Annotated in this window: 21 protein-coding genes and 1 pseudogene; 12 read left to right on the forward strand and 10 right to left on the reverse strand. The window is 72.2% G+C overall.

All coding sequences use genetic code 11. The features are described 5' to 3' along the window. The first annotated feature begins 480 nt into the window (after positions 1-480). From NOO62_RS34040 to NOO62_RS34050, 3 genes are all read left to right on the forward strand, one after another. Complete coding sequence (locus NOO62_RS34040; protein ID WP_268774634.1) at positions 481-2,538, forward strand: phosphocholine-specific phospholipase C; 2,058 nt, start codon at positions 481-483, stop codon at positions 2,536-2,538. Between the two features lie 75 nt (positions 2,539-2,613). Next, positions 2,614-5,160, forward strand: coding sequence for a valine--tRNA ligase (gene valS / locus NOO62_RS34045; protein WP_268774635.1), 2,547 nt, complete (start codon positions 2,614-2,616; stop codon positions 5,158-5,160). A gap of 78 nt (positions 5,161-5,238) precedes the next feature. After that, entirely contained in the window at positions 5,239-6,207 is a 969-nt protein-coding gene (locus NOO62_RS34050) for a phospholipid scramblase-related protein (protein ID WP_268774636.1), read from the forward strand. Between the two features lie 91 nt (positions 6,208-6,298). On the opposite strand, the gene NOO62_RS34055 is transcribed toward NOO62_RS34050, so the two are convergent. Both NOO62_RS34055 and NOO62_RS34060 read right to left on the reverse strand, forming a co-directional pair. Further along, positions 6,299-7,270 (reverse strand): DMT family transporter, encoded by a 972-nt coding sequence (locus NOO62_RS34055; protein WP_268774637.1) that lies wholly within the window; start codon positions 7,268-7,270, stop codon positions 6,299-6,301. Next, positions 7,267-8,064: a phosphatase PAP2 family protein gene (locus NOO62_RS34060; RefSeq protein ID WP_268774638.1), complete on the reverse strand. Its 798-nt coding sequence runs from the start codon at positions 8,062-8,064 to the stop codon at positions 7,267-7,269. Before NOO62_RS34060 ends, NOO62_RS34055 begins: the two co-directional genes overlap by 4 nt. 160 nt (positions 8,065-8,224) lie before the next feature. Between NOO62_RS34060 and NOO62_RS34065 the strand changes: the two genes are divergently transcribed. Beyond that, positions 8,225-8,809 carry a TetR/AcrR family transcriptional regulator gene (locus tag NOO62_RS34065; protein ID WP_268774639.1) on the forward strand — a complete coding sequence of 195 codons (585 nt, stop codon included), beginning with the start codon at positions 8,225-8,227 and terminating at the stop codon, positions 8,807-8,809. 196 nt (positions 8,810-9,005) lie between these two features. Here NOO62_RS34065 and NOO62_RS34070 read toward each other — a convergent pair whose 3' ends face one another. The 4 genes from NOO62_RS34070 to NOO62_RS34085 form a co-directional block, all read right to left on the reverse strand. Continuing rightward, entirely contained in the window at positions 9,006-10,025 is a 1,020-nt protein-coding gene (locus tag NOO62_RS34070; RefSeq protein WP_268774640.1) for a DUF2510 domain-containing protein, read from the reverse strand. Positions 10,026-10,101: 76 nt separating this feature from the next. Further along, a complete protein-coding gene (locus NOO62_RS34075) occupies positions 10,102-11,286 on the reverse strand; it encodes an anhydro-N-acetylmuramic acid kinase (RefSeq protein ID WP_268774641.1) in 1,185 nt (394 codons plus the stop codon). 235 nt (positions 11,287-11,521) lie between these two features. After that, a complete protein-coding gene (locus NOO62_RS34080; protein ID WP_268774642.1) occupies positions 11,522-12,508 on the reverse strand; it encodes an acyl-CoA dehydrogenase family protein in 987 nt (328 codons plus the stop codon). After that, positions 12,508-13,689 (reverse strand): acyl-CoA dehydrogenase family protein, encoded by a 1,182-nt coding sequence (locus NOO62_RS34085; RefSeq protein ID WP_268774643.1) that lies wholly within the window; start codon positions 13,687-13,689, stop codon positions 12,508-12,510. Before NOO62_RS34085 ends, NOO62_RS34080 begins: the two co-directional genes overlap by 1 nt. 99 nt (positions 13,690-13,788) lie before the next feature. Here NOO62_RS34085 and NOO62_RS34090 point away from each other — a divergent pair, with 99 nt between their 5' ends. From NOO62_RS34090 to NOO62_RS34105, 4 genes and pseudogenes are all read left to right on the forward strand, one after another. Beyond that, complete coding sequence (locus NOO62_RS34090; protein WP_268774644.1) at positions 13,789-14,607, forward strand: SDR family oxidoreductase; 819 nt, start codon at positions 13,789-13,791, stop codon at positions 14,605-14,607. A 15-nt stretch (positions 14,608-14,622) separates the two neighbouring features. Then, positions 14,623-15,267 (forward strand): TetR/AcrR family transcriptional regulator, encoded by a 645-nt coding sequence (locus NOO62_RS34095; RefSeq protein WP_268774645.1) that lies wholly within the window; start codon positions 14,623-14,625, stop codon positions 15,265-15,267. A gap of 49 nt (positions 15,268-15,316) precedes the next feature. After that, on the forward strand, positions 15,317-16,474 hold the full coding sequence (locus tag NOO62_RS34100; protein WP_268774646.1) for an acetyl-CoA C-acetyltransferase: 1,158 nt from the start codon (positions 15,317-15,319) through the stop codon (positions 16,472-16,474). Between the two features lie 149 nt (positions 16,475-16,623). Next, positions 16,624-19,297 (forward strand): annotated as a pseudogene (locus NOO62_RS34105) (ATP-binding protein). Positions 19,298-19,396: 99 nt separating this feature from the next. Here NOO62_RS34105 and NOO62_RS34110 read toward each other — a convergent pair. Genes NOO62_RS34110 through NOO62_RS34125 form a run of 4 tightly spaced genes read right to left on the reverse strand, consistent with a single transcriptional unit; the run spans position 19,397 to position 22,903 of the window. Then, entirely contained in the window at positions 19,397-20,476 is a 1,080-nt protein-coding gene (locus NOO62_RS34110) for an NAD(P)H-dependent flavin oxidoreductase (RefSeq protein ID WP_268775914.1), read from the reverse strand. 8 nt (positions 20,477-20,484) lie between these two features. Then, positions 20,485-21,267, reverse strand: a complete 783-nt coding sequence (locus tag NOO62_RS34115; RefSeq protein WP_268774647.1) for a CoA-transferase subunit beta — start codon at positions 21,265-21,267, stop codon at positions 20,485-20,487. After that, a complete protein-coding gene (locus NOO62_RS34120; RefSeq protein ID WP_268775915.1) occupies positions 21,264-22,118 on the reverse strand; it encodes a CoA transferase subunit A in 855 nt (284 codons plus the stop codon). The genes NOO62_RS34115 and NOO62_RS34120 overlap by 4 nt, the downstream gene beginning before the upstream one ends. 11 nt (positions 22,119-22,129) lie before the next feature. Beyond that, entirely contained in the window at positions 22,130-22,903 is a 774-nt protein-coding gene (locus NOO62_RS34125; RefSeq protein ID WP_268774648.1) for an enoyl-CoA hydratase family protein, read from the reverse strand. Positions 22,904-22,974: 71 nt separating this feature from the next. Between NOO62_RS34125 and NOO62_RS34130 the strand changes: the two genes are divergently transcribed. From NOO62_RS34130 to NOO62_RS34145, 4 genes are all read left to right on the forward strand, one after another. Then, positions 22,975-23,739, forward strand: coding sequence for an SDR family oxidoreductase (locus NOO62_RS34130; protein WP_268774649.1), 765 nt, complete (start codon positions 22,975-22,977; stop codon positions 23,737-23,739). A gap of 43 nt (positions 23,740-23,782) precedes the next feature. Then, positions 23,783-24,733, forward strand: coding sequence for an SDR family oxidoreductase (locus NOO62_RS34135; RefSeq protein ID WP_268774650.1), 951 nt, complete (start codon positions 23,783-23,785; stop codon positions 24,731-24,733). A gap of 126 nt (positions 24,734-24,859) precedes the next feature. Further along, entirely contained in the window at positions 24,860-25,558 is a 699-nt protein-coding gene (locus NOO62_RS34140; RefSeq protein WP_268774651.1) for a response regulator, read from the forward strand. 144 nt (positions 25,559-25,702) lie between these two features. Beyond that, positions 25,703-26,455, forward strand: a complete 753-nt coding sequence (locus NOO62_RS34145; protein ID WP_268774652.1) for a type 1 glutamine amidotransferase — start codon at positions 25,703-25,705, stop codon at positions 26,453-26,455. Positions 26,456-26,683 lie beyond the last annotated feature (228 nt).

Here is a 26,683-nt window from a genome sequence, read left to right on the forward strand (position 1 = left end):
GTATCGACGTCGACCGGGGGCGTCGACGTCGTGGCTGCGGCACGGCGGAGCAGGGGAAACGCGGGAGAAGCGCAGGAGAAACCGCGGCGGGGAGCGCCTCGGAGGCGGCGGCGCAGAGCGGCCGGAACCTACCGAATACGACCAGCGGCCACGGAGGGGCGGCGGTCAGCTGCGGAACGCGGCCTCAGAGAAGATCACCGCTGACGCAAGGACTTCCTTCGGGACTCATCCCGAACACCTCCTTGCGATCGCGGGACGGAGCGGAACGCACCACCGAACGGTGCACGGCCCAGTGAGTCACGCGCGTACCCCTATGTCAAATATGGGACCTTTGCCCCTGTGTGCCCGGGACTTGTGTCCTGCCCACCAGAGGTTGGACTTCTCTTCACACGCCCGTCACAGCCCCTTCCGTATCGCTTGCTCCCCTTGGCACACTTCACCCCGCTCGCGTCCCCCACAAAACACGAGGTCGGAATAGTCATGCCTGAACTCAATCGGCGCCGCTTCATGCAGCTGGCCGGCGGCACCGCGACGTTCGCCATGCTCAACCAGAGCATCGCCCGCGCCGCGTCCCTCCCCGCCAGGCGCGCCTCCGGCACCATCAAGGACGTCGAGCACGTCGTCGTGCTCATGCAGGAGAACCGCTCCTTCGACCACTACTTCGGCAGGCTGAAGGGCGTCCGCGGCTTCGGCGACCCGCGCCCCGTCACGCTGCCGAACGGCAAGCCCGTCTGGCACCAGCCGAACGGCGGCAAGGAAGTGCTGCCGTTCCACCCGGACGCCGACAACCTCGGCATGCAGTTCATCGCGGGCCTCGACCACGACTGGGCCGGCGGCCACAAGGCGTTCAACAGCGGTGCGTACGACCAGTGGATCCCTGCCAAGTCCGAGCGCACGATGGCGTACCTGGAGCGGAACGACATCCCGTTCCACTACGCGCTCGCCGACGCCTTCACGGTCTGCGACGACTACCACTGTTCGTTCATGGGCGCGACCGACCCCAACCGCTACTACATGCTCACCGGGCACGTCGGCAACGACGGCAAGGGCGGCGGCCCGGTCCTCGGCAACCAGGAGGCGGGATACGACTGGACGACGTACGCCGAACGCCTGGAGCAGGCCGGGGTGAGCTGGAAGGTCTACCAGGACATCGGTGACGGCCTGGACGCGGCCGGACACTGGGGCTGGATCAACGACGCCTACCGCGGCAACTACGGCGACAACTCGCTCCTCTACTTCAACAAGTACCGCAACGCCAAGCCCGGCGACCCGCTCTACGACAAGGCCCGCACCGGCACCAACGCCAAGGCGGGCGACGGCTACTTCGACCTCCTCAAGGCCGACGTGAAGGCCGACAAGCTCCCGCAGGTCTCCTACATCGCCGCCCCCGAGGCGTTCTGCGAGCACCCCAACTGGCCGGTGAACTACGGCGCCTGGTACATCGCGCAGGTCCTGGACGCGCTCACCTCCAACCCCGAGGTGTGGGCGAAGACGGCCCTGTTCATCACCTACGACGAGAACGACGGCTACTTCGACCACATCGTCCCGCCGTACGTGCCCAAGGACGCCAACCAGGGCAAGTCCACCGTCGACACGGCGCTCGACTACCACAAGGGCAGCGCGGGTTACGCGGCCGGGCACTACGGCCTCGGGCAGCGCGTCCCGATGATCGTCGTATCGCCGTGGAGCACCGGCGGCTTCGTGAACTCCGAGGTCTTCGACCACACGTCGATCATCCGGTTCATGGAGACGCGCTTCGGCGTCAAGGAGCCCAACATCTCGCCGTGGCGCCGCGCGATCTGCGGCGACCTCACGTCCGCCTTCGACTTCAGCGGCAAGGACCTCGACCCGGCGGAGCTCCCCGACACGGCCGCCTACGAGCCGCCGGACAAGGAGCGCCACGACGACTACGTGCCCAAGGCGCCCGCGAACCCGGCGCTGCCCAAGCAGGAGTCCGGCTCCCGGCCCGCCCGCGCGCTGCCGTACGCCCCGCTGGTGGACGGTGCCGCGGACCCCGTCGCCGGAAAGTTCACGCTCACGTTCAGCGGCGGCGCCAAGGCGGGCGTCTGCTTCCACGTGCGCTCCGCCAACCGCACCGACGGCCCCTGGACGTACACCACGGAGGCGGGCAAGACGCTCTCCGACACCTGGAACTCGAAGTACTCCAAGGACACCTACGACCTCTCCGTCTTCGGCCCCAACGGTTTCCTGCGCACCTTCAAGGGCCCCGGCAAGAAGGCGGGCCCCGAGGTGACCGCCCGCCACGACGGCACCACGGGCAACATCAGGCTGACCCTGAAGAACGCGGGCAGCGCCGATGTGAACCTCACGGTGACCAACGCCTACGGTGGCGCGGGCCAGACCTTCAAGGTCAAGGCCGGTTCCTCGGTGCAGCACACCGTCGACCTGCGGGCGACCAAGCGCTGGTACGACCTGACGGTGAAGTCCGACGGCGACGCCGGGTTCCTGCGGCGTCTCGCCGGTCACGTGGAGACGGGTGCGGCGGGCGTCAGCGACCCGGCGATCCGCACCGTCTGACGGCCCGGCGGTAACCGGTAGCCGGAAAATAAAGGGGACGCCTGCAACTGGCGTGCACGGATAGCATCCAGAGGCATGGCAGACACCCATCGCCGTGCAGGCGTCCCCGAGAAGCCCGTCCTCGACGGGCTCGAAGAGAAATGGTCTCGGCGATGGGACGAGTCGGGCGTATTCGCCTTCGACCGCTCGAAGACCCGGGACGAGATCTTCTCCATCGACACACCGCCGCCCACCGTCAGCGGCTCGCTCCACGTCGGCCACGTCTTCTCGTACACGCACACCGACACGATCGCCCGCTACCAGCGCATGCGCGGTCGGGAAGTCTTCTATCCCATGGGATGGGACGACAACGGGCTGCCGACGGAGCGCCGCGTCCAGAACCACTTCGGCGTCCGCTGCGACCCCGCCCTGCCCCACGACCCGGACTTCACCCCGCCCGAAAAGCCCGGTAAGCACCAACTGCCGGTCTCCCGAAAGAACTTCATTGATCTGTGCGAGCGGCTCACCGGCGAGGACGAGAAGGTCTTCGAGGAGCTGTGGCGGCACCTCGGCCTCTCCGTCGACTGGTCGCACAGCTACCGGACCATCGACGCGGACGCCCGTACAGCCTCGCAGTACGCGTTCCTGGAGAGCCTGGAGCGCGGTGACGCCTACATCGCGCAGGCGCCCACGCTCTGGGACGTCACCTTCCGTACCGCCGTCGCGCAGGCCGAACTGGAGGACAGGGAGCGGACCGCCGCGTACCACAAGCTCCGTTTCGAGGACGCGAGCGGCCGTGCCGTCCTCATCGAGACCACCCGCCCCGAACTCCTGCCCGCCTGCGTCGCGTTGGTCGCCCACCCGGACGACGAGCGCTACCAGGACCTGTTCGGCGGGACGGTCCGCACGCCGCTCTTCGGCGTCGAGGTTCCCGTCGTCCCGCACCCCCTCGCGATGCCCGGCAAGGGCACGGGCCTCGCGATGGTCTGTACGTTCGGCGACACGACCGATGTGACCTGGTGGCGTGAACTGCGGCTCGACACACGCCCGGTCATCGGCTGGGACGGCCGCTTCCTCGCCGATCCGCCGGCCGGTGTCGGGTCTCCGGCCGCCGTCGCCGCGTACGCGCAGCTCGCGGGCGCCACCGCGCACACCGCCCGGGAGCGCGTCGTCGCGATGCTGCGCGAGAGCGGTGACCTCCTGGGCGAACCGCGCCCCGTCACGCACGCGGTCAAGTTCTTCGAGAAGGGCGACAAGCCCCTGGAGATCGTCACGACCCGCCAGTGGTACGTCCGCAACGGCGGCCGGGACGACGCCCTGCGCGACCGGCTCCTCGCCCGCGGCGCCCAACTCGCCTGGCACCCGCCGCACATGCGGGTCCGGTACGAGAACTGGGTCGGCGGGCTCAACGGCGACTGGCTGATCAGCCGCCAGCGGTTCTTCGGTGTCCCGATCCCCGTCTGGTACCCGCTGGACGCGGCCGGGCAGCCCGACCACACCCGCCCCCTCGCCCCCGACCGGTCCGCCCTGCCCGTCGACCCGAGCACCGACACCCCGCCCGGGTACGAGGCTGCCCAGCGCGGCGTTCCGCACGGCTTCACCGGCGACCCGGACGTCATGGACACCTGGGCCACGTCGTCCCTCACGCCGCAGATCGCCGGGAAGTGGCGCTCGGACCCCGACCTGTTCGCGCGGGTCTTCCCCATGGATCTGCGCCCCCAGTCCCACGAGATCATCCGCACCTGGCTGTTCGCCACGGTCCTACGGGCCCACACCGGGCACGACGCGCTGCCCTGGAAGCACGCGGCGATCTCCGGCTGGATCCTGGACCCCGACCGCAAGAAGATGTCCAAGACCAAGGGCAACGTGGTCACTCCGGGCCACCTCCTGGAGCAGTACGGCTCGGACGCGGTCCGCTACTGGGCGGCGAGCGGCCGCCCCGGCACGGACACGGCGTTCGACACGGGCCAGATGAAGATCGGCCGCCGGCTCGCCATGAAGCTCCTGAACGTCGGCAAGTTCGTCCTGAGCCTCGATGCGGGCGACGGTTCCGCCGTCACGCGGCCGCTCGACCGGGCGCTCCTCGCCGCGCTCGCGTCGACCGTCGACGAGGCCACCGAGGCCTTCGAGACCTTCGACTACGCCCGCGCCCTGGACCGCACCGAGCAGCTCTTCTGGCACTTCTGCGACGACTACGTCGAACTGGTCAAGGCCCGCGCGTACGGCGACCACGGCGACGCCGCAGCCGCGGACTCCGCACGGGCCGCCCTCCGTACGGCCCTCGACGTCCTGCTCCGCCTCTTCGCGCCGGTCCTGCCGTTCGTCACGGAGGAGGTCTGGTCGTGGTGGAGGGCCGGTTCGGTCCACCGCGCGCCGTGGCCGAACGGTGCGGAGCTGCGGGAGTACGCGGGTGACGCGGCGGTCCTCGCGGTGGCGTCGGAGGCCATCGCCGGGGTCCGCAAGGCGAAGTCGCAGGCGCGGCTCTCGATGCGCACGGAGGTCGCGGGGGCGACGGTGACGGCCGCGCGCGCCGAGCTGGACCACTTCGCGGCGGCGGAGGACGACGTGCGGGCGGCGGGGAGGATCGGCGCGGTGGAGCTGCGGGAAGGGGAGGGCGCGTTGCGGGTGGAGGTCACGTGGTGACGTGTCCGGATGAGCCGGACATAACAACTCGGCAAGGGGCTGGCGGGGCGCCCGTGCCTGGAGGGTAGGGTCACCCGGGTGACAACGCATTCGAACACTCCTGCAGGCTGGTACCCGGACCCGCACGGCGCGCCCCAGCTTCTGCGCTGGTGGGACGGCTCCCAGTGGACGGACCACACCAATCCGGCCCCGCAGGGAGGCCAGCAGCAGGCTCCGGCCCAGCAGGTCCCGCAGCAGGCGCAGCCCGCGCAGGCCCAGCCGGTCCAGCCCGCGCAGGCGCAGGCCCAGGCTCAGCAGGGCCAGTTCGGGCAGCCGCAGACCGCCGCGCTCCAGGGCCAGTTCGGGCAGCCGCAGGCGGCCCCCCAGGCTCCGCCCACGGCCGACCCGGCCAAGGTGCAGCGCCAGGTGCAGAAGCAGGCCGGCGTCGCGCCCTCCGCGCAGGGCGGCGGCACGCTGTTCACGGAGCCGGTCCTGGTCGTGAACCAGAAGGCCAAGCTCATCGAGCTGACGAACGAGTACAGCGTGATGGACCAGTCGGGCAACACGCTCGGCTCGGTCGTCCAGGTCGGCCAGAGCGCGCTGAAGAAGGTCGCCCGCTTCGTCGCCAGCGTCGACCAGTTCATGACGCACAAGCTGGAGATCCGCGACGCGTACGGCCAGCCGCAGATGATGCTGACCCGCCCCCGAAAGTTCATGAAGTCGCGGGTCATCGTCGAGCGCGCGGACGGTCAGCCGGTCGGCGAGATCGTCCAGCAGAACATGATCGGCAAGATCAACTTCGCCATGATGGTGAACGGCCAGCAGGTCGGCGCCATCAAGGCGGAGAACTGGCGCGCCTGGAACTTCTCGATCGTCGACCACGCGGACAACGAGGTCGCCCGGATCACGAAGACCTGGGAAGGCCTCGCCAAGACGATGTTCACCACCGCGGACAACTACGTCCTGCAGATCCACTACCAGCTGCCCGAGCCGCTCCTGAGCCTCGTCGTGGCGACGGCCCTGACGGTCGACACGGCCCTCAAGCAGGACGCCCGCGGCTTCGGGTGACCAAGCCCGCCAGGTGTGACAGCGGCGCCGGTCGTCCCCTTCCGCAGGGGGCGACCGGCGCCGCTTCGTGTTGCTGTCTGAGGTCGCTGTCTCAGGCGTTCTGCAGGCCGGACGCGGTGGGTCGCGCAGTTCCCCGCGCCGCGTCGGCTGCCACGGGCTGGACGGGGATCGCCCCGGGGAAGTTCGGGCCCGGACCCAGCTCGCCCAGTCCGACCAGCTCGCCCGGATCGACCGCCAGGTCGCGCGGCGACCGCGTCAGCACCACGACTCCGTACGCCGCCACCGCCGCGCCCGCCACCGCGAGGAGGATGCCGCCGATGCCGCCCTGGAGCCGTTCGCCGAGCAGCGCCACGCCGATGACGGAGGCCGCCATGGGGTTGGCGAGCGTCACCACGGCGAGCGGGGCGCCGAGGCCGCCTCGGTAGGCGGTCTGCGAGAGCAGCAGGCCACCCGCGGCGAACGCCGCGACCAGCACCGCCACGATCACCACCTGCGGGCTGAACAGCGGTCCCGACCGGTCCGTGACGGCGACCGTCACGGTCTGCGTGAGCGCCGACGCGACACCGGAGGCGAAGCCGGACGCGGTCGCGTGCCGCAGCCCGGGGCGCGTGCCGGGCCGCGACAGCACCCCGATGACCGCCATCGTCGCGGCGGCCACGACCAGGGCCTCCGGCACCGTCAGCGTGTCGTCGGGCGCCGGTCCCGACGCGGTCAGGAGGAGCGCGCCGAGGCCGATGAGAGTGAGCCCCGTGCCGCGCCACTCCAGACGCGTGACCCGGCGGCCCGCGAGCCGCGCGCCGAGCGGCACCGCGGCGACCAGGGTGAGGGCGCCGAGCGGCTGGACCAGGGTGAGCGGGCCGTACTTGAGCGCCGCCACGTGCAGCAGCGCCGCGGAGGCGTTGAGTCCCACGGAGGACCACCAGACGCCGCTGCCGAGCATCCGCAGGGCCCCGCTCTCCCCGTCGTGGACGCGCGAGGCCAGCCGCTCCTGGGCGACCGCCGCGGCGGCGTAGGCGGCCGCGGAGACGAGCGAGAGGGCGACGGCGAGCAGTGTGGCGCTCATCGGCCGGCCCCCGAGGAGATCAGTGTGTGCGACGGCGCGGGCGCCGACCGGCGCACGACCAGCGAGCGGCCGGGGCGCGGCAGCCGGATCACCGCGAGGGCGATCCCGAGGAGCGCGGTCGCCGCGAGCGCGTCGAGCCAGTAGTGGTTGGCGGTGCCCACCACCACGAGCAGGGTGAGCAGGGGGTGCAGCAGCCACAGCCAGCGCCACCGCGACGACGTGGCGACGATCAGGCCGACGGCGAGCATCAGCGCCCAGCCGAAGTGCAGGGAGGGCATCGCGGCGAACTGGTTCGCCATGGTGTCGGTCGCGGGCTTCGCGGCGTATACCGAGGGCCCGTACACCTGCGCCGTGTCCACGAGGTGCGCCGCGCCCAGCATGCGCGGAGGAGCGAGCGGGAAGCCGAGGTGGAGGACGAGCGCGGCCGCGGTGAGCGCGGCGAGCACCCGGCGCGTCCATACGTAGTGCCGCGGCCGACGCAGGTACAGCCAGACCAGGAACAGCAGGGTCGCGGGGAAGTGCACGGTCGCGTAGTACGTGTTCGCGACGTGGATCAGCGTGTCGCTGCTGAGCAGCGCGTCCTGGACGGCGCCCTCGCCGGGCAGGCGCAGCGTGCGCTCGGCGTCCCACACGCGGTGTGCGTTGTGGAAGGCCTCGCCGGTGTGCCCGTTGGCGAGCTGCCTGCCGAATTTGTAGACGAGGAAAAGTCCTACGACGAGGAGGAGCTCGCGGACGAGGGGCGGTCGGACGCTTATGTCCGGCTCCCGTTCGGCAGGCTCGGTTCGGGATTCCATCCCCCGGCCCCTTTACGTGACGACTGGGTAGTGCGGTGCTGAGTGAGGGATCGCCGCACTCATCGATACGCCAGTGTACCGATACGGAGGCGTACCGGTACACTGGCGTATCGAAAGGTGCTGACCGCGCAGGTCGGCCGCCGTACCCAGGAGAAGAGTCATGACGTCGACGTCGAACCGCTCGAAGATCACGCCTGAGCGTGAGCAGGAGTTCTACGACGCCGTCCTCGACCAGCTCCGCCGGTGCGGGTACGAGGCGCTGACCATGGAAGGCGTCGCCGCCCGGACCCGGTGCAGCAAATCCACGCTCTACCGGCAGTGGAAGACCAAGCCCCAGTTCGTGGCCGCCGCGCTGCGCGCCAACCGGTGTGTACGGTTCGCGGGCATCGACACCGGCAGCCTCGCCGGGGACCTGCGGGAGGCGGCACGCGCGGCGGGCGAGCAGTCGGGCCGCGACACGATGCTGGTCCAGGCGCTCAGTCACGCGGTCCTCCAGGACGAGGACCTGCAGCGCGTGCTGCGCGAGACGCTGGTCGAGCCGGAGCTGCAGGCCATGGCCGCGATCATCCGGCGCGGGGTCGAGCGCGGCGAGATCGCCGAGGGACACCCGGCGGTGGAGTTCCTCTCGGTGCAGCTGTTCGGCGTGCTGCGGGCCCGTCCCATCCTGGAGGGGGCGTACGCCGACGAGGAGTACGTGACCCGTTTCGTGGAGGCGTGTGTGCTGCCCGCACTCGGCCTCACCTGATCGTGGGCCCGGATCCGTTGGATGACGGGAACCGGGCCCGCCCGCGCCGCACCGTGGGGACGGGGGCGGCGCGCACCCCCGGGCCGGGCGGTGTTCCTCCTGAGCGGCGAGGAACCCGCCCGGCCCTGCTGTTCTCTTCAGGGACGGTTCTCTTGAGGGACGGTTCTCTTCAGAGGCGGTTCTCTTCAGGGGGGCGCTATACGTCCTGACCGTTGCCGCCGCTGCCCTCGCCGACCGGTCCTGCCTTGATGCCCTTCGCGATCTCGTCCATCGAGGACTGCGACGGGGCCTTGTCGTTGACGTCGATGCCCATGCGGACGATGACGATCTTCGACTTGTCGGCGGGGGAGGGGAAGGCGAGCGACTCGACGTAGCCGTCGTCGCTCTTCTCCGTGACGGCCTTCCAGCGGACGTAGTAGCCCTTCTGCCCCGCCACGGTGATGGACTCGGAGGCCAGCACCTTGTGCGAGGTGATCTTGCCGTAGGTCTTGCCGCCGTAGCCCTGCGTGGCGTTCTTCTTGACGTCCGCCTTGGCCGCCGCCTCCGGTGTCTCGGCGTCGATCTTCAGCTGCTCGGCCGACTGTGAGAAGGCGCTGCCGCGGGTGCACCGCTCGCTGGTGTTGCCGGGGCAGGGGATCGGGTCCGTCTGCACCCCGGCGCCGTACGGGGTGCTTCCGCCCTTCCAGCCGTCCGGCACGGGGATCTTGATGCCGTTCACCACGTCACTGGCGAAGCCCGGGTCCTGCTCCGGGGCCTGCGGGTCGGGTGCGCCCGGGGAACGGGGCGCCTCCGGGGAGTCCGGGTCCTGTGGGTTCCGCGGGTCTCGCGGAGCGCCGGCCGACGGCTCCTTCACCGCGGAGCCACCGCCGTCACTGTCGTCGTCGGAGGTGAGGGCGTACACGCCCCCGGCTATGCCGCCGAGGACGACGAGCACCACGCCCGCGGCTATCGCCACGCGCAGCTTGCGGCGCGGTGCGGGGGCCGGGGGCTGGCCGGGGTATGCCGGGATCTGGCCGGGATACGTCGGGTCCTGGCCGGGGTATGCCGGGTCCTGGCCGGGATATGCCGCGGAGGTCGACTGCGTCGGATCGGGCGCGGTGCCGGCGGCGCGCACCTGGTCCGTCCACACGGTCCCGTCCCACCAGCGCTCGGTGGGAGGACCGCCGGCGGTCCGGCCGGGGTCGGGGTACCAGCCCGGGGGAGTCATCTGGGTCATGCCGGTCAGCGTATGAGCCCCGCGTGAAAGCCGGATGAGAGGGGCCACCACAATTCGGCCCGCTCCGCCGCGTTCTCTACCGGCCCGCGTCCTCATGCCCGTTGACGACGAGCCGCACGGGCCCCTGGGCCCCCTCCGTCACCCGCGGCCACTGCGTACCGCGCCGCCCCGGGGTGATCGAACCCAGCACGCTCGCGTGCCGGGCGCCCGTGCTCGCCGGGACGGTGCCCGGCAGGCCGTGCAGGGTCAGGAAACCGAGCACCGCGAAGGCGTATGCCTCCTTCGCGGCGGACGGCAGACCGAGCTCGCCCGACGTGCGCAGCGGCAGTCCCTCGCCCAACTCCGCCCGCAGGAACCCCATCAGCACCGGGTTCAGGGTGCCGCCCCCGGAGGCGATGACTTCGGATGCCCCCACCGAGCGGACGGCGTCGGCGACCGTGCGGGCCGTGAGGCGGGTGAGCGTGGCGACGACGTCCTCGGTGGGCAGCGCCTCGTACCCCTTCAACGCCGTACGCAGATACGGCAGGTGGAAGAGTTCCTTGCCCGTCGTCTTCGGCGCGCGCAGGGCGTAGTAGGGCTCGTTCAGGAGGCGGGCGAGGAGGCCCTCGTCGACCGTGCCCTGCGCGGCGAGCTCGCCGTCCAGGTCGTACGCGAGGCGGCCGGCCGTCGCCTCGTGCACGGCCGCGTCCACCAGGGCGTTGGCGGGGCCGGTGTCGAAGGCGGTGCCGTCCGCGGCGGTGATGTTGGCGATGCCGCCGAGGTTCAGCGCGGCGGGGGTGCCGGGCCTGCCGCGCAGCCACATGCGGTCCACGAGGCTGACCAGGGGCGCGCCCTGGCCGCCCGCCGCGATGTCGCGGGGGCGGAAGTCGGAGACCACCGGCAGGCCGGTCGCCTCGGCGATCCACGCGGGCTGCCCGATCTGCAGCGTGCCGTGCACCTGTCCGCCCTCCACCCAGTGGTAGACGGTCTGCCCGTGCGAGGCGACGAGCTCGGCCCGCCCGTCGCACAGTTCACGGTCAGCCTCGACCGCGGCGGCGGCGAACGCGCGCCCGATGTCCGTGTCCAGGCGGCAGACCTCGGCGAGGGTGGTCGTGGCGGGCGGCAGCGCCGCCCCGAGCGCGGCGCGCAGCCCTTCGTCGTAGCCCCGGGTGATCAGCCCGAGGGGGGTAAGCACCAGACGGTCGCCGTCGAGCGTCAGATCGGCGGCTGCCGCGTCGATCGCGTCGTACGAGGTCCCTGACATGAGCCCGATCACGCGCACGTGGGGCCTCCTTCTCGGTCGGCTCACCATTGCGCTTGATCATCGCATCCCGCGGGCCACGGACGGCCCGGGTTCCCGGAAACGGGGCACGGCGTGCGGGGGTGCGCGGCACCACGTTCTCGGCGCGCGCCGAGAACCCGCCCCTTCCGCACCTCCGGATCCCCTTTGGGCGCCCCTCCTCTGTGTGTGGGTCATGGATATGCCATGGATGCACCCTGGGTGTGCCCTGTATGCGTCACTCGCGCGCCGCGAGAACCCGTCTCCTCCATACCCCCGGATCCCCCCAGGCACCCCGGAGCGCCCTCGCCTTCGTGAGCCACAGGGACAGGTCGAACTCCGCCGTGTAGCCGATCGCGCCGTGCAGCTGGAGCGCGGCGCGGGCCGCCCCGTACGCCGACTCGGACGCCGTCACCTTGGCCGCGGCGACGTCGCCCGGCGCCATCGTCGTCGCGGCGCCGAACACCAGTGGCCGCGCGAACTCCAGGCGCACCAGCACGTCCGCGAGCCGGTGCTTGACGGCCTGGAACGCTCCGATCGGCGAGCCGAACTGGGCCCGCTGCTTCGCGTACGCGACGGTCCTGTCGAGCAGGGCGAGGCCGACGCCCAGCGACTGGGCGGCCGTGGCGAGCGCCGCCCAGTCCGTCGCGTGCCGCGCCGCCGCGGTGACGGCGGGCCCGGAGGCGAGCAGTTCGCCGCCCGGCAGCGGCGCGGCGAGGCGCCGCGCGGGGTCCAGGGAGCGGCGCACGCGCGCGTGCCCGGGTGCGAGCCGCAGCTCGCCGTCGGCGACGGTCAGGATCAGGTCGGCCGCGTCCGCGTCCAGGGCGAGCGGCCCGCTCTGCGGCAGCGTCAGCGTCGCGGTCGCCGCGCCCGAGGCGAGCGAGGGCAGGAAGCGCTTGGCCGGTTCCCGCTCGCCCTCCTCGGCGAGGCGGGCGAGGAGCGCGGCCGCCGCCACCGTCTCGACGACCGGCCCCGGCACGGCGTGCCGCCCCACCTCCACGAAGGCGACGGCCGTCTCCACGGAGAGCGGCCCCACCCCCTCGTACTCCCCGGGGACCGGCAGCGCGAAGACACCCGCGTCCGCGAGCCGCCCCCACACGGCCCGCCCCGGCGCGTGCTCACCTACGCCCCACGCGCGCGTGGCCGCCACCGTGTCGGCCGCCGTCAGCATCGCGTCCAGGGAGCGCGCGAACTCCCGCTGCTCGGCATCGAGGAGGAACCTCATCAGCGGCGTCCCTTCGGCAGGCCGAGCAGCCGCTCGGCGATGATGTCCCGCTGGATCTCGTTCGTACCGGCGTAGATGGGACCGGCGAGCGAGAACACGTACCCCTCCGCCCAGTCGGGGCCCTCCGTGGGCGACCCGTCGAGCAACTCGCCGTCGGGGCCGAGCAGATCGAGCGCCGTCTCGTGCAGCGCGATGTCGTACTCCGACCAGAAGACCTTGTTGAGGCTGGACTCGGCGCCGATCGTCTCGCCCGCCGCGAACCGCGAGGCGTTCGCCCAGGTGAACAGCTCGTATGCCCGCGCCCCTATGACGGCGTCGGCGACCCGGTCGCGCAGCGCCGTGCCGTCCGGGTCGGCCGGATCGGTCCGCGCGTGCCACTGCCGGGCCAGCCGGTCCGCGGCGGTGAGGAAGCGGCCGGGGGAGCGCAGCGTCAGGCCCCGCTCGTTGCCCGTGGTCGACATGGCGATCCGCCAGCCCTGCCCCGGCTCGCCGATCACGTCCTCGTCCGGCACGAAGACGTCGTCCAGGAAGAGCTCGGCGAACGCGGGCTTGCCGTCCAAGCGGCCGACGGGACGGACCGTCACCCCGTCCGCGTCGAGCGGGAACATCAGGTAGATCAGGCCACGGTGCGGCTTGCCGGGGTGCGTTCCGGGCGGCTCGCTGCGGAACAGGCCGAACGCGCGGTCGGCGAACGCGGCCCGCGACGACCACGCCTTCTGGCCGCTGATCAGCCACCCTCCGTCCGTACGGCGGGCGGTGGAGCGCAGAGACGCGAGGTCGGAGCCAGACTCGGGCTCCGACCAGGCCTGCGCCCAGATCACCTCCCCCGTCGCCATCGCGGGCAGCACCCGCGCACGCTGCTCCTCGGTGCCGAAGTCGAAGAGGGTGGGCGCGAGGAGGCTGATGCCGTTCTGGGAGACCCTGCCGGGTGCACCCGCCGCGTAGTACTCCTCCTCGAACACCAGCCACTTGACGATGTCGACGCCCTGCCCGCCGTACTCCTCCGGCCACGACACCACCGACCAGCGGTCGGCCGCGAGCGTGCGCTCCCACTCCCGGTGCGCCGCGAAGCCCTCCCCGGTCTCCAGCGAGGGCAGCGGCGCGGCCGGCACATGCGCGGCGAGCCACGCGCGCGCCCGCTGCCTGAACTCCTGCTCCCCGGCGGTGAAGTCCAGGTCCATCGGCGCCCACCCCTTCGACTCCTCGACTCTTCCCTAACAAGTGTTTGGTAGATTACCTTGAAGGGTGTCGAGGAGTCGAGAGCCGGAATCGGAGAGCCCATGGACGCGCCCGCCCACGCACCCGCCTACGTTCCGGCGCACGACCTCCTCGCGGACCGCACCGCCGTGATCACCGCGGCCGCCGGAGCGGGTATCGGCGGCGCCACCGCACGCCGCTTCCTGGAGGAGGGCGCGCGCGTCGTCATCGGCGACGCCCACGCGGTCCGTACGAAACAGTCGGTGGCCGTGCTCGCCGAGGAGTTCGGCGCCGACCGGATCGACGGCGTCCCGTGCGACGTCACCGACACGGCACAGATCATGGCTCTGTTCGACCTCGCCGAGCGGCGCCACGGAGGCCTGGACATCGTGGTGAACAACGCGGGCCTCGGAGGAACCGCCGAGCTCACCGAGATGACCGACGAGCAGTGGGACAAGGTCATCGACGTCACGCTGAACGGCACCTTCCGCTCCACCCGCGACGCCCTGCGCCGCATGCGTGACGCCGCCCGGAGCGGTGAGCAGGGCGGCGAGCGGCGCGGTGTCATCGTGAACAACGCCTCCGTGCTCGGCTGGCGAGCCCAGGCGGGCCAGGCGCACTACGCCGCGGCGAAGGCCGGGGTCATGGCCCTCACCCGGTGCGCCGCCCTCGAAGCGGCCCCTCACGGCATCCGGGTCAACGCCGTCGCACCGAGCCTCGCCATGCACCCCCACCTCGCGAAGGTCACCTCGCCCGAACTCCTCGAAGAGCTCACCGCGCGGGAGGCGTTCGGGCGGTACGCGGAGCCCTGGGAGATAGCCAACGTCATCGTCTTCCTGGCCAGCGGCTACTCCTCGTACATGACGGGGGAGACGGTCTCGGTCAGCAGTCAGCACGCCTAGGCGGAGAATGACCGTGTGCCGAACCCGAAACAGAGCGCCGGTGAAAAACCCGCCGCCAAGAAGAAGCCCCAGGTGAGCCCCTCGCCCGAGCGGCGCCGCGAACTGCTCGCCATCGCCGCCGACGTCTTCGCCGAGCAGGGCTACAACGCGACCACGGTCCGCAAGATCGCCGACGCCGCCGGCATGCTCGCCGGCAGCCTCTATTACCACTTCGACTCCAAGGAGTCGATGCTCGAAGAGATCCTCCGCACCTTCCTCGCCGAGCTGTGGGACGGGTACGACACCGTGCTCCAGGCCCAGCTCGACCCCCGCGCCACGCTCGAAGCCCTCGTCACCGAGTCCTTCCGGGAGATCGACCGGCACCGCGCCGCCGTCGCGATCTACCAGAAGGAGTCCAGGCACCTCGTCGCCCAGCAGCGCTTCCAGTACCTGTCGGACTCGCAGCAGCGCTTCGAGAAGGCCTGGCTGACGACGCTGGAACGCGGCGTCGCCGAGGGCGTCTTCCGCGGCGACCTGGACGTCCGCCTCGCCTACCGCTTCGTGCGCGACACCGTCTGGGTCGCCGCGTCCTGGTACCGCCCCGGCGGCGGCCACAGCCCCGAGGAGATCGCCCGCCAGTACCTGTCGATGGTCCTGGACGGCATCTCCGTACGTACGTAGCAGGCGCGTCGTCGCTCGTACGGCGCCCACGACCGAGGAGTACGCACTCATGGCCGAGGCCTACATCGTCGAAGCGGTCCGCACGCCCGTCGGCAGGCGCAAGGGCGGGCTCTCCCAGGTCCACCCCGCCGACCTGGGAGCCCATGTCCTGCGCGCGCTCGTCGAGCGCACCGGCGTCGACCCCGCCGCCGTCGAGGACGTCGTCTTCGGCTGCCTCGACACGGTCGGACCGCAGGCCGGCGACATCGCCCGCACCAGCTGGCTGGCGGCCGGACTCCCCGAAGAAGTGCCCGGCGTCACGATCGACCGGCAGTGCGGATCGTCCCAGCAGGCCGTGCACTTCGCCGTGCAGGGCGTCCTGTCCGGCACCCAGGACCTCGTCGTCGCGGGCGGCACCCAGAACATGTCGATGATCCCCATCGCCTTCGCCTCCCGGCGGGCCGCCGAGCCCCTCGGCCTCACCCAGGGCCCCTACGCGGGCAGCGAAGGCTGGCGCGCCCGCTACGGCGACCGGCCCGTGAACCAGTTCCACGGCGCCCAGTTGATCGCCGAGAAGTGGGGGATATCCCGCCGCGCCATGGAGGAGTTCGCGCTCCGCTCGCACCGGCGTGCCGTCCGCGCCATCGACGAGGGCCGCTTCGACCGCGAAACCGTTCCCTACGGAGACGTCACCTGCGACGAGGGCCCACGGCGCGACACGTCCCTGGAGAAGATGGCGGGCCTCGAGCCCGTCCTCGACGACGGCACGATCACCGCGGCCTGCTCCTCGCAGGTCTCCGACGGCGCCGCTGCGATGCTCATCGCGAGCGAACGGGCCGTGCGGGAACACGGATTGACGCCCCGCGCCCGCGTCCACCACCTCTCCGTGCGCGGCGAGGACCCCATCCGCATGCTCTCCGCGCCCATCCCCGCCACCGCGCACGCCCTGAAGAAGACCGGCATGACCATCGCCGACATCGACCTCGTGGAGATCAACGAGGCGTTCGCACCCGTCGCCCTCGCCTGGCTCCAGGAGACCGGCGCCGACCCGGAGAAGGTCAACGTCAACGGCGGCGCGATCGCCCTCGGCCACCCCCTCGGCGCCACCGGCGTCAAACTCATGACGACCCTCCTGCACGAACTGGAGCGCACCGGCGGCCGGTTCGGCCTCCAGACCATGTGCGAAGGCGGCGGCCAGGCCAACGTGACCATCATCGAACGCCTGTGAAGACCCGGAAAGCGCCCACAGACCGCCCCCGGAGCGGCTTCTTCCTCACTCCTTGCGGGAGTACCTGCCCGGACCGCTCTCCATCACGGCCCGGACCCGGCTAGTCTCGACTTCTGTACGTCGATTGAGCGACCCCGGGAGGTAGCGCGATGACGCAGGGACGGCCCGGAGGAGCCGCCTGGGCCCCACTGTGGGAGCGCGACGTCGAACTCGCCGCGGTGGCCCGGGCCGTGGACGAACTCTGCGCGGAGTCCACGACCGCGGGCGGCCTGCTCGCCTTCAGCGGCGAAGCCGGCATCGGCAAGACGGCGCTCCTCGGCGAAGTGCGCCGCATGGCCGGGGACCGTGCCACGGTCTGGTCGGCACGCGGCGGCGAGACCGTCACCTCCGTCCCCTTCAACGTCGTACGGCAACTGCTGCAGCCCGCACTCGTCCAGCTCGGCCCCGAAGAGGCCCGCGAATACTTCGGCGACTGCTACGACATCGCGGGGCCCGCACTCGGCATAGCCGAGCCCGGCGGGCGCCAGGCCGACCCGCAGGGCGTCTGCGACGGCCTCGTCGAAGCGGTCTCCCGGCTCTCACGGCTGCACTGGCCCCTCGTCCTGCTCATCGACGACGCGCACTGGGCCGACCAGGAAACGCTGCACTGGCTGGCGGCGTTCGCCCAGCGCCTGCACGAACTGCCCGTGCTCGTCGTGGTCGCCCGCAGGCCCGGCGAGGCCGACGGCGACAGCGCACGCCACCTCGCGACGGTCGCCGCCGAGGCCCGCTCGTTCACCACGCTGCGCGCCCTCACCCCGGAGGCCGCGGCGGGCCTGACCCGCGCGACGCTCGGCGAGCACGCCGACGCGCCCTTCTGCCGCGAGGTCTGGGCCGTCACCGGCGGCAATCCGTACGAATCCGTCGAGCTCCTCGCCAAGGTGCAGGACAGCGAACTCGAACCCGTCGAAGGCTCCGCCGACGAACTGCGCGCCCTCAACCGCACGGCCCGCGGCCGCGGCCTCGTCGCCCGCCTCGAAGGACTCGGCACCGACGCCACCCGCTTCGCCTGGGCCGCCGCCATCCTCGGCAGCGCCATCTCCCTCGACCTGGCCGCCTCACTCGCCGGGATGACGCACGACAGCGCCGCACGTTGCGCGGAGCGCCTCTGCACGGCGCGCATCCTGCTCAGCGGCGACGAAGGCCTGGAGTTCGTCCACCCGCTGATCGCAGGCACCGTCTACCGCTCCATCCCGGCGGCCATCCGCACCGCGATGCACGGCGTGGCCGCCGCCGTCATCACCCACGACGGCAGGGGCGCCGCGGCCGCCTCCCCGCACCTCCTCGAAGTCCACCCGGACGACGACCCCGACCTCGTCGAGCAGCTGCGCGAGGCCGCCGCCGAACACCTGGCCGTCGGCGCACCCGACGCGGCACGCCGCTGCCTGGAGCGCGCCCTGCGCGAGCCGCCGCTGCCCGCCATTCACGCGCGCGTGCTCTACGAACTGGGCTGCGCCACCATGCTGACCTCGCCCGCCACCACCATCAGACACCTGCGCGAGGCCCTCTCCATGCCCGGCCTCGACCAGGAACTGCGCGTCGACGCGGTCTGTCGCCTGTCCCAGGCGTTCGTCCACAACGACCAGCTGGAAGCGGGCCTGCGGGCCATCGCGGACGAGGCGCGCAGGCTCGAACAGGGGCCCGCGCGGCTGCGCCTGCAAGCCGTGCACTACATGTGGGAGGGCATCCACGCGGGCGAGGAGGACTCACCCGCGCGCTCGAAGCGGCTCGCCACGCTCGCGGGGCCTCTCGCGGGCCGCGACAACTCCGAGCGCGCCCTGCTGATCCTGCGCGCGTTCGACGCCATGACCCGCGGCGAGAGCGCGGAACTGGTCGTCGAGCTCTGCGACCGCGCACTCGTCAACGGCCGCCTCGCGCCCGGGCTCGGCTGGACCGACCCGGAGTGGAGCTTCGAGCTCCGTCTGATGCTCGGTGGGTCGTACGCCTTCTCGGACCGCCTCGACCGCGCCGAGAGCCTGTTCACCGAGGCCGTCCGGGCGTACGAGACCGCCGGGTGGAGCGGCGGGCACCTCGCCCTCTCGCACGCCTTCCTCGGCTACGTGTACCGCAGGCGCGGCCGCCTCACCGACGCCGAACGGTCGCTGCGCGACAGCCTGCGCCTGGCCGACCGCGTCGGCCAGGGCCTGCCCATGCACTGGGAGGCGGCCAGCATGCTCATCGACACGCTGCTGGCGCGCGGCCACGTCGCGGAGGCGGGCGCCGTCGCCGATCAGTACGGGTTCGCGCCGCCCTCCGCCTCCACGATCTACGTACCCGACGCGCCGTCCGTTCGCGGCCGCCTCCTGCTCGCCCTCGGCCGTACGAAGGACGGCCTCAACGAACTCGAGGCCACGGCAAAGGCGCTGACCGCACGCGGCCAGTACAACACCGTCCTCGCTCCATGGGCGTACGACCTCGCCCGCGCGCTGGCCCACGCGGATCCGAAGCGCGCGGCACACCTCGTCGCGGACGCCCGCAGGCAGGCCGAACGGTTCGGCACGGACACCGCGATCGGGGAGGCGCTGCGGTGCGCGGCGGCCCTGGAGACCGGGCCGCGTGCGATCGCCCTGTACCGCAAGGCCGCCTCCTACCTGGAAGCGTCCCCCTGTGCGTACGAACTGTGCGTACGAACACGCGGTCGCCCGCGTCGAGTACGGCATCGCGGCGGATTCCGTGCCGGAGCTGGAGCGCGGCCTGACCCTCGCACGGACATGCGGGGCGGATGGCCTCGCGGAGCGGGCGCTGGATCATCTGGGGCTGGTGCGGGCGGCCTCCGGCCGTTGAGCGGACTTTTCGGCGCCCGGCGCCGGGGTTGCCGTCGCGGGGCTCTGCCCCGGACCCCGGTCCTCAATCGCCGGACGGGCTGAATTTGGCCCCGGGCCCTCAGTCGTCGGGCGGGCTGAAGCCGGGCGTCACGCTGTCTGCGGCCAGTCGGTCCAAGGTTTTCGCCGCCTCCTCCATCACGCGTTCCACCAGCTCCGCGCACGACGGCAGGTCGTCAATCAGGCCCGTCACCTGGCCGGAGGCCATGACGCCCGCCTCCGGGCGACCGTCCACCATCGCCGACCTGAGCATCATCGGCGTGTTCGCCGCCAGGAGCACCTGGCTCCACGACAGTTCCTTGCCGTGCCGCATCGCGAGGCCGTCGCGCGCCATCCGGCGCCAGCCCATGCCGGAGAGCTTCCGGAACGCCGCCGCGTGCCGTACCGCGCGCGTCAGCGAGGCGACCCTGCCCGACTTCTCCAGGCCCGCCACCAGCTCCGTGCGCAGCATCCGGTGCGGGAGACCGTCCACGCGCGTGGTGACCGTGACGTCCTTGACGGAGGCCGCGAGGTAGCGGGCCTTGACCGCGTCCGGCACCGTCGAGTCCGAGGTGAGCAGGAAGCGGGTGCCCATGGCCACGCCCGCCGCGCCGTAGGCCAGGGCGGCGACCAGGCCACGGCCGTCGTAGAAACCGCCCGCCGCGATCACGGGGATGTCCACCGCGTCGACGACCTGCGGGAGCAGCACCGTCGTGGCGACCTCGCCCGTGTGGCCGCCGCCCTCGCCGCCCTGCACGATCACCGCGTCCGCGCCCCACGCGGCGACCTTCTCGGCGTGCCGTCGCGCGCCGATCGACGGGACGACCACCACGCCCGCGTCCTTGAGCTCGGCGATCAGCTCCTGGGAGGGCGCGAGGGCGAACGACGCGACCCGCACCCCTTCGTCGACGATGACCCGGACACGGTCCCGCGCATCACCCGCGTCGGCCCGCAGATTGACCCCGAAGGGCGCTGTCGTACGGGACTTGACCTCGCGGACGGCCGCCCGCAGCTCGTCGACCGACATCGTCGCGGAGGCCAGGATGCCGAGTGCCCCGGCGTTCGCCGTCGCGGAGACCAGGCGGGGGCCCGCCACCCAGCCCATGCCGGTCTGGACGATCGGGTGCCGTACGCCGGCCAGTTCCGTCAGTGGCGTCTTCAGAGTGGGTGTCACGGGTGGCGCACCTCGCGGTCGCGCAGGCCCCGCGGATCCACGACGTCACGGATCAGCCGCAGCTCCTCGGCGGTCGGCTCACGGGTGTACGGGACGCCGACGTCCGGCACGGACAGGGCGAAGCCGGTGGCCTCACGAATCTGGTCGAGGGTCACGCCCGGGTGCAGGGACACCAGGCGCATCGCGTGGCCGGGCGCCCCGAAGTCGAGGACGCCGAGGTCGGAGACGACGCGGCGCAGGTCGTGGAAGCGGGTCGCGGAAGGACCGGCGGCGGCCGCGCTGTCGTACCCGACACCGCTGATCATGTCGACCTTCTCGACGAACACGCGCGTGGAGTGTCTGGGGATCCAGTAACTCACCGGGTTGTTGAGCGTGTTGACGGGGGCGCCGCGCACGCCGAGCAGCTGGCGCGTGGGGCGGGTCCAGTCGCCGATGCAGGAGATGTTCTGGTTGCCGAAGCGGTCGAGCTGGCTGGCGCCCATCATCACGTGCCGCTTGCCGCCCATGACCATCGTCAGGTGCTTGCGGTACGGCAGCCATCCCTCGGTGACCGCCGACGCCGCGCCGACCGCGGGGACGTCGCCGATGAGCAGGGCCTCGCCGTCCGTGAGCAGCAGGTCGGGGGAGAAGGTCAGCTTGGCGACGCGGGCCGCGATCGACGGGACCGTGCCCATGGGGGAGGCGACGATCTCGCCGTCGCCCCGCCAGGTCTCGGCGCAGGCGATCACGCAGTACTCGGCGCGGGTGGCGGTGGCGGTGCCGGTGGAGGGCCGTGTCATCGCTGCTCCTTGTGCCAGGCCCGGACGGCCAGTCGGTAGTCCTGCTCGGTGCCTGGCTCGGTGAGGAAGCGGGTCCGGAAGGCGTCCCAGGCGTCCGGGTCGGCCGCCGCCGTCGCGTACGCCTTCTGAAACGGCTCGTCGCGGCCGTAGTCCGGCACGCAGGACGTGAAGTGCGCGCCGCCCGGCGTCTCGGTCACGCCCGTCACCGTGTGCCGGGACACCAGCATCGTCTGGGGCGCCGCGTGGGCGGTGAGCTCGGCGGAGTCGACGATGCGTTCACAGGAGACGTAGGCGGTCTCGGAGGCCTCGCAGAACAGGTCGTCGAAGTACGGGTCGGGGCCCAGGTACTGCCCGTTGCCGAAGCGGTCCGCGCGGTTCAGGTGGACCAGAGCCGCGTCCATGCGCAGGGCGGGCACGGCGACGAGCTCCTCCCCGTCCTCGTACGGCGAAGTGACCGTGCGCAGGTTCGGGTTGACGCGCAGGACATCGGAGCCGAGCCCCGCGCGGATCGGCAGGAACGGCAGCCGCTGGGCGCCCGCGGTGAGGCCCTGCATGAACATCGCCTCGTCCAGTTCGACGAGTTCGAAGGAGCCACGCTCGCGTGCCGCCCTGAAATGGGGCTCCAGAGGGATCGAGTCGAGGGTCGTGAAGGCGGCGACCAGCTTGCGGATCCGGCCGGCCGCGGCGAGCAGGCCGATGTCCGGGCCGCCGTACGAGACGACGGTCAGGTCCGTGACGTCGGACCGCAGCAGCGCGCGCACCAGCGCCATCGGCTTGCGGCGCGAGCCCCAGCCTCCGATGCCGAGCGTCATGCCGCTGTGCAGGCGCCCCACGATTTCGTCGGGAGTCATCCTCTTGTCGGTCACGCCCCGCCCTCCTCTTGCTGCTCCCGTTGCCCTTGCTGCCCGAAGTCGTCGCGGATGCGGTCGGCGAGGCCGCTGAGGTTGGCCTCGAAGGTGAAGCCCTGCTCGAACCGGTAGCTGCGGTGCACGTCGACGGGGTCGATGCCGTTGATCGCGGCCTTCGCGTGGCGCAGCAGCGTGCCGTCCTTGCGGGCGATCTCGCGCGCCAGTTCCAGTGCGGCGTCGCGCAGTTGCGCGCGGGGGACGACCTGCCAGACGGAGCCGTGCGCGTGCAGGTCGGCGGCGGTGGCGGTCCGCGAGGTGTAGTACAGGGCGCGCATCAGGTGCTGCGGGACGAGGCGGGACAGGTGTGTGGCCGCGCCGAGCGCGCCCCGGTCCAGCTCGGGCAGGCCGAACGTGGCGTCCTCGCTCGCCACGATCGCGTCCGCGTTCCCCACCAGGCCGATCCCGCCGCCCAGGCAGAAGCCGTGCACGGCCGCCACGACGGGCACCTCGCACTCGTACACCGCCGAAAACGCTTCGTAGCACCCCCGGTTGGCGCCGATCAGCGCCGTGTGACCGGTGTCGCGCTGCATCTCCTTGATGTCCACGCCCGCGTTGAACCCCCGGCCCTCGGCGGCGAGCACGACGCAGCGTGTCCCGGGGTCGCGGCCCGCGGCACGGACCGCGTCCGCCAGGTCGAACCACCCCTGCACCGGCAGGGCGTTCACGGGCGGGTAGTCGACGGTGACGACGGCGATGCCCTTGTCCGGGGCGGAGGTGGAGACAGACATCAGACGATCCGCTACCTTTCAATCGCACGCCTTCAACCAAACATTTGTTAGTTGTGGGAAAGGTAGCAGCGATGACTGACACACGACAGGTGGTCGTCGTGACCGGCGGCACCCGCGGCGTCGGTGCCGGAATCGCCCGAAGCTTCCTGGTCGCCGGGGCGCGCGTCGTCATCTGCGCCCGCAGACCACCGGACGCGCCCGTCGAAGCGGCGGGCGGGACCGCCGAGTTCAGACCGCTCGATCTGCGCGACGCGGCGGCGGCCGGTGTCTTCTTCGCCGAAGTGGCTGCGGAGTACGGGAGGGTGGACTGTCTGGTGAACAACGCGGGCGGCACGCCGTTCGGGCTGCTCGCCGCATCCTCGCCGGCCCGCCACGCGAAGATCATCGAGCTGAACCTGCTCGCCCCGCTCCACGCTTCGCTGAACGCTTACGAACTGATGCGACATCAGGAGACCGGCGGCAGCATCACCATGATCGGCAGCGTCAGCGGGACCCGCCCCTCGCCCGGCAGTGCGGCGTACGGCGCGGCCAAGGCGGGCCTGGAGAACCTCGCGGGGACCATGGCGGTCGAGTGGGCGCCCGCCGTACGCGTCAACACGGTGGTCCTCGGCCTCGCCCGCACGGAGAGCGCGGCGCTCCACTACGGCGACGAGGAGGGCGTCGCCGAGGTCGCCCGGACCGTCCCGCTGGGCCGCCTGGCCGACCCGTCCGACGTCGGCGACGCCTGCGTCTTCCTCGCCTCCGACCGGGCCCGGTACATCAGCGGTGCCGCGCTCCACCTGCACGGCGGCGGCGAACGTCCCGCGTTCCTGGCGGCGGCGTCCGTCAACCACTGAGCGCACATGTCCCGCGCAACCACGCACCCTAGGGAGTCATGTCATGGCATCAGCCGCTGAATCCGGCCTTTGCGAAGGCCGCGTCGTGGTCGTCACGGGTGCCGGTCGCGGGCTGGGGCGGGCGCACGCGCGCGCGTACGCGGCCGAGGGCGCCCGCGTCGTCGTCAACGACCTCGGCGTGGCGGCGGACGGGTCGGCGGCGGGCGCCGGGGACGGGGACGGCCCCGTCAGCCCCGCCCACGATGTCGTCGAGGAGATCCGGGCGGCGGGCGGCGACGCCGTCGCGCACGGCGGTGACATCGCGACCTCCGAGGGCGCCGCGTCACTGGTACGGACCGCACTCGACACGTACGGCCGCCTCGACACCCTCGTCAACAACGCGGGGTTCCTCCGCGACCGGATGCTGGTCAACCTCGACGAGGACGCCTGGGACGCCGTCATACGCGTCCACCTCAAGGGACACTTCCTCCCCCTCAAGTACGCGGGGGCGCACTGGCGCGCCGAGGCGAAGGCGGGACGCACCCCTCGCGCGTGCGTGGTCAACACCAGCTCGGGCGCGGGCCTGTTGGGCAGCGTGGGGCAGGGCAACTACAGCGCGGCGAAGGCCGGAATCCTGGGCCTGACCCTGGTGGCCGCCGCCGAACTCGGTGCCTACGGAGTACGCGTCAACGCCATCGCGCCCGCCGCCCGCACCCGTATGACGGAGCAGACCTTCGCCGACACGATGGCCGCCCCGGAGGAGCACGGCGCCTTCGACGCGATGGCTCCGGAGAACGTGTCCCCCCTCGTGGTCTGGCTCGGCTCCACCGCCTCCGCCGGGGTCACCGGCCGCGTCTTCGAGGCCGAGGCCGGCCGCATCACCGTCATGGAGGGCTGGCGCCCGGGCCCCACCGCGGACAAGGGGGCCCGCTGGACCCCGGCGCGGGCGGGCGAGGCGGCACTGGAGCTGCTGGCCGAGGCGGAGGTGCCGGGGGCGGTGTACGGGGCACGGTGAAAGGGGCGCGGGGAAAGGGGCACGGTGAAAGGGGCGCTCAACTCGACCTCGCCTCAAGCGAGTCGGCCTAGGGTGCGGGAGCCGGGCCTCGCCCGCTGATCGACGACAACGCGGACGGGAGCGGCAGTGAACGAGGCGGCAAAGCTGATCGACGCCCTGTCCGGGCTCGCCTGGCCGTTCTTCGCGGCGGTGATCGCCTGGCGGCTGCTCCCGCTGATCGAGAAGATCGTGCAGCGAGGGGCCTTCACGGTCAAGTACGGGGAGTACGAGCTGACGGTCCAGGAGGTCTCCGACAAGCTCGTCGAGACCACCGCCGACATCCAGGAGCGCCTCGCCGAAGTGCACGCTCCGTCCGGGGACCCACGGCCTCTCCACGAGCCGGGCGGGCCGGACGAACCTCCGTCCCGCGTGCTGCGGCGGGTTCTCTGGGTGGACGACAGGCCCGCGAACAACGCCTACGAAGTGGCCCAGTTGAACGCCCTGGGTGTGCACGTCGTGCAGGCCGCCTCCACGCGCGAGGGCGCCGCGACCCTGTTCCGCGCGGCACAGCCCTTCGACGCCGTCATCTCGGACATGGGCCGCGACGAGCCCACCGGATACAACCCGGACGCGGGCATGGACCTCCTGCACGAGCTCCGCACCGCAGGCGAGACGACTCCGTTCTTCGTCTACGCCACCCGCAGGGGGCTGACGCGCAAGGCCGAGATCCTCGCGGCGGGCGGCAACGGCGTCACCACGTCGCCCGGCGGGCTCTTCGATCTGCTGCGCGGCGTCGGACCGTTCCCCGGCGCGGGCGGCGGCGCAGGCGCGGAACGAACGAGCTGAAGGGGCCGTAGGCAACCCCTGGAAGGCTGGCTGACCAGGCGCGTTAAGCTGTCACGGGCCTTGATCGAGCTGATCCCGAGGCCCACCCCCCCCATCGCGCACAGCGCCTCCCACGTCTACGCGCCCGCCTCAGGAGATCGCCCCATGCCCGCCCGCACCGTCCTCATCCTCCAGCACGTCGAGGTCGAGAAGCCCGGCCTCATCCTGGACGCGCTGGACGGCAGCGGTCTCGACGTCGACGTACGGATGCTCCTCGACGTTCCCGGGGCGTCGGCGGACGATCTGCCGGACGTCGACGACCTTGCGGGCCTGGTCGTCATGGGCGGCCCCATGAACGCCGACGATCTGTCGGGCCACCCGGCGCTGAAGCTGGAACGGGACCTGCTGGTCGACGCGGTACGCGCCGGGGTTCCGACGCTGGGCGTGTGCCTCGGGGCCCAGCTCCTCGCCCGCGCCCTCGGCCTGTCCGTCAGGACCGGCGCCGAGCTCGGCCACGACAGTGAGATCGGCTGGTCCCCGCTGCGCGACGTCGACCGCGACGACCCCGTCCTCGGCCCGCTGGCCGACGCGCCCGCCGTGCTCCACTGGCACGGGGACCGTATCGTGCCAGGCCCCGGGGGCCAGGTGCTCGCCCGCACCGACACCACCGACTGCCAGGCGTTCCGGGCCGGACCCGCGGCATGGGGGCTCCAGTTCCACCTGGAGGTCACGCCCGGCCTCCTGGACGACTGGCTCGCCGAGCCGTCCTTCGCCACCGAGGCGACGGAGGCGCTCGGCCCCCACGCCGTCGACCGCCTGCGTTCCGCCGCCCGCGCCGCCGCCCCGGCCCTGCGTCCCCTGGCGGACCGCAGCCTGGCCCACCTGCGGAGCCTCTTCCTGGCCCGCGCGGGCCTCTAGGGCCTGTGTCGGCAGTCCCGCCTGCCGCGCGACGCCCGGCACGCGCCCTCGCGGCGTTGTCGGGACACCCCGATACAACCAGTATCGGGGCGACCCTCCGCCTTGCGATCGCACGCTCCCCCAAGCTCTCGGCTCCGCTCGAGCAGGGAGGTGCCCCCATGACGCCGCGGGGCCCGCCCTCCGGGCGGACGACGGGGCTCCCGACACAGGCCCTAGGCGGCTCCGGAC

Source organism: Streptomyces sp. Je 1-369, assembly GCF_026810505.1.
Lineage (GTDB): Bacteria > Actinomycetota > Actinomycetes > Streptomycetales > Streptomycetaceae > Streptomyces.

Coding starts and splice junctions, on each gene's coding strand:
- NOO62_RS34040 (WP_268774634.1), top strand. CDS start 481: ATGCCTGAACTCAATCGGCGCCGCTTCATGCAGCTGGCCGGCGGCACC.
- valS (WP_268774635.1), top strand. CDS start 2,614: ATGGCAGACACCCATCGCCGTGCAGGCGTCCCCGAGAAGCCCGTCCTC.
- NOO62_RS34055 (WP_268774637.1), bottom strand. CDS start 7,270: ATGAGCGCCACACTGCTCGCCGTCGCCCTCTCGCTCGTCTCCGCGGCC.
- NOO62_RS34060 (WP_268774638.1), bottom strand. CDS start 8,064: ATGGAATCCCGAACCGAGCCTGCCGAACGGGAGCCGGACATAAGCGTC.
- NOO62_RS34065 (WP_268774639.1), top strand. CDS start 8,225: ATGACGTCGACGTCGAACCGCTCGAAGATCACGCCTGAGCGTGAGCAG.
- NOO62_RS34070 (WP_268774640.1), bottom strand. CDS start 10,025: ATGACCCAGATGACTCCCCCGGGCTGGTACCCCGACCCCGGCCGGACC.
- NOO62_RS34080 (WP_268774642.1), bottom strand. CDS start 12,508: ATGAGGTTCCTCCTCGATGCCGAGCAGCGGGAGTTCGCGCGCTCCCTG.
- NOO62_RS34085 (WP_268774643.1), bottom strand. CDS start 13,689: ATGGACCTGGACTTCACCGCCGGGGAGCAGGAGTTCAGGCAGCGGGCG.
- NOO62_RS34090 (WP_268774644.1), top strand. CDS start 13,789: ATGGACGCGCCCGCCCACGCACCCGCCTACGTTCCGGCGCACGACCTC.
- NOO62_RS34100 (WP_268774646.1), top strand. CDS start 15,317: ATGGCCGAGGCCTACATCGTCGAAGCGGTCCGCACGCCCGTCGGCAGG.
- NOO62_RS34115 (WP_268774647.1), bottom strand. CDS start 21,267: ATGACACGGCCCTCCACCGGCACCGCCACCGCCACCCGCGCCGAGTAC.
- NOO62_RS34120 (WP_268775915.1), bottom strand. CDS start 22,118: ATGACTCCCGACGAAATCGTGGGGCGCCTGCACAGCGGCATGACGCTC.
- NOO62_RS34125 (WP_268774648.1), bottom strand. CDS start 22,903: ATGTCTGTCTCCACCTCCGCCCCGGACAAGGGCATCGCCGTCGTCACC.
- NOO62_RS34130 (WP_268774649.1), top strand. CDS start 22,975: ATGACTGACACACGACAGGTGGTCGTCGTGACCGGCGGCACCCGCGGC.
- NOO62_RS34135 (WP_268774650.1), top strand. CDS start 23,783: ATGGCATCAGCCGCTGAATCCGGCCTTTGCGAAGGCCGCGTCGTGGTC.
- NOO62_RS34145 (WP_268774652.1), top strand. CDS start 25,703: ATGCCCGCCCGCACCGTCCTCATCCTCCAGCACGTCGAGGTCGAGAAG.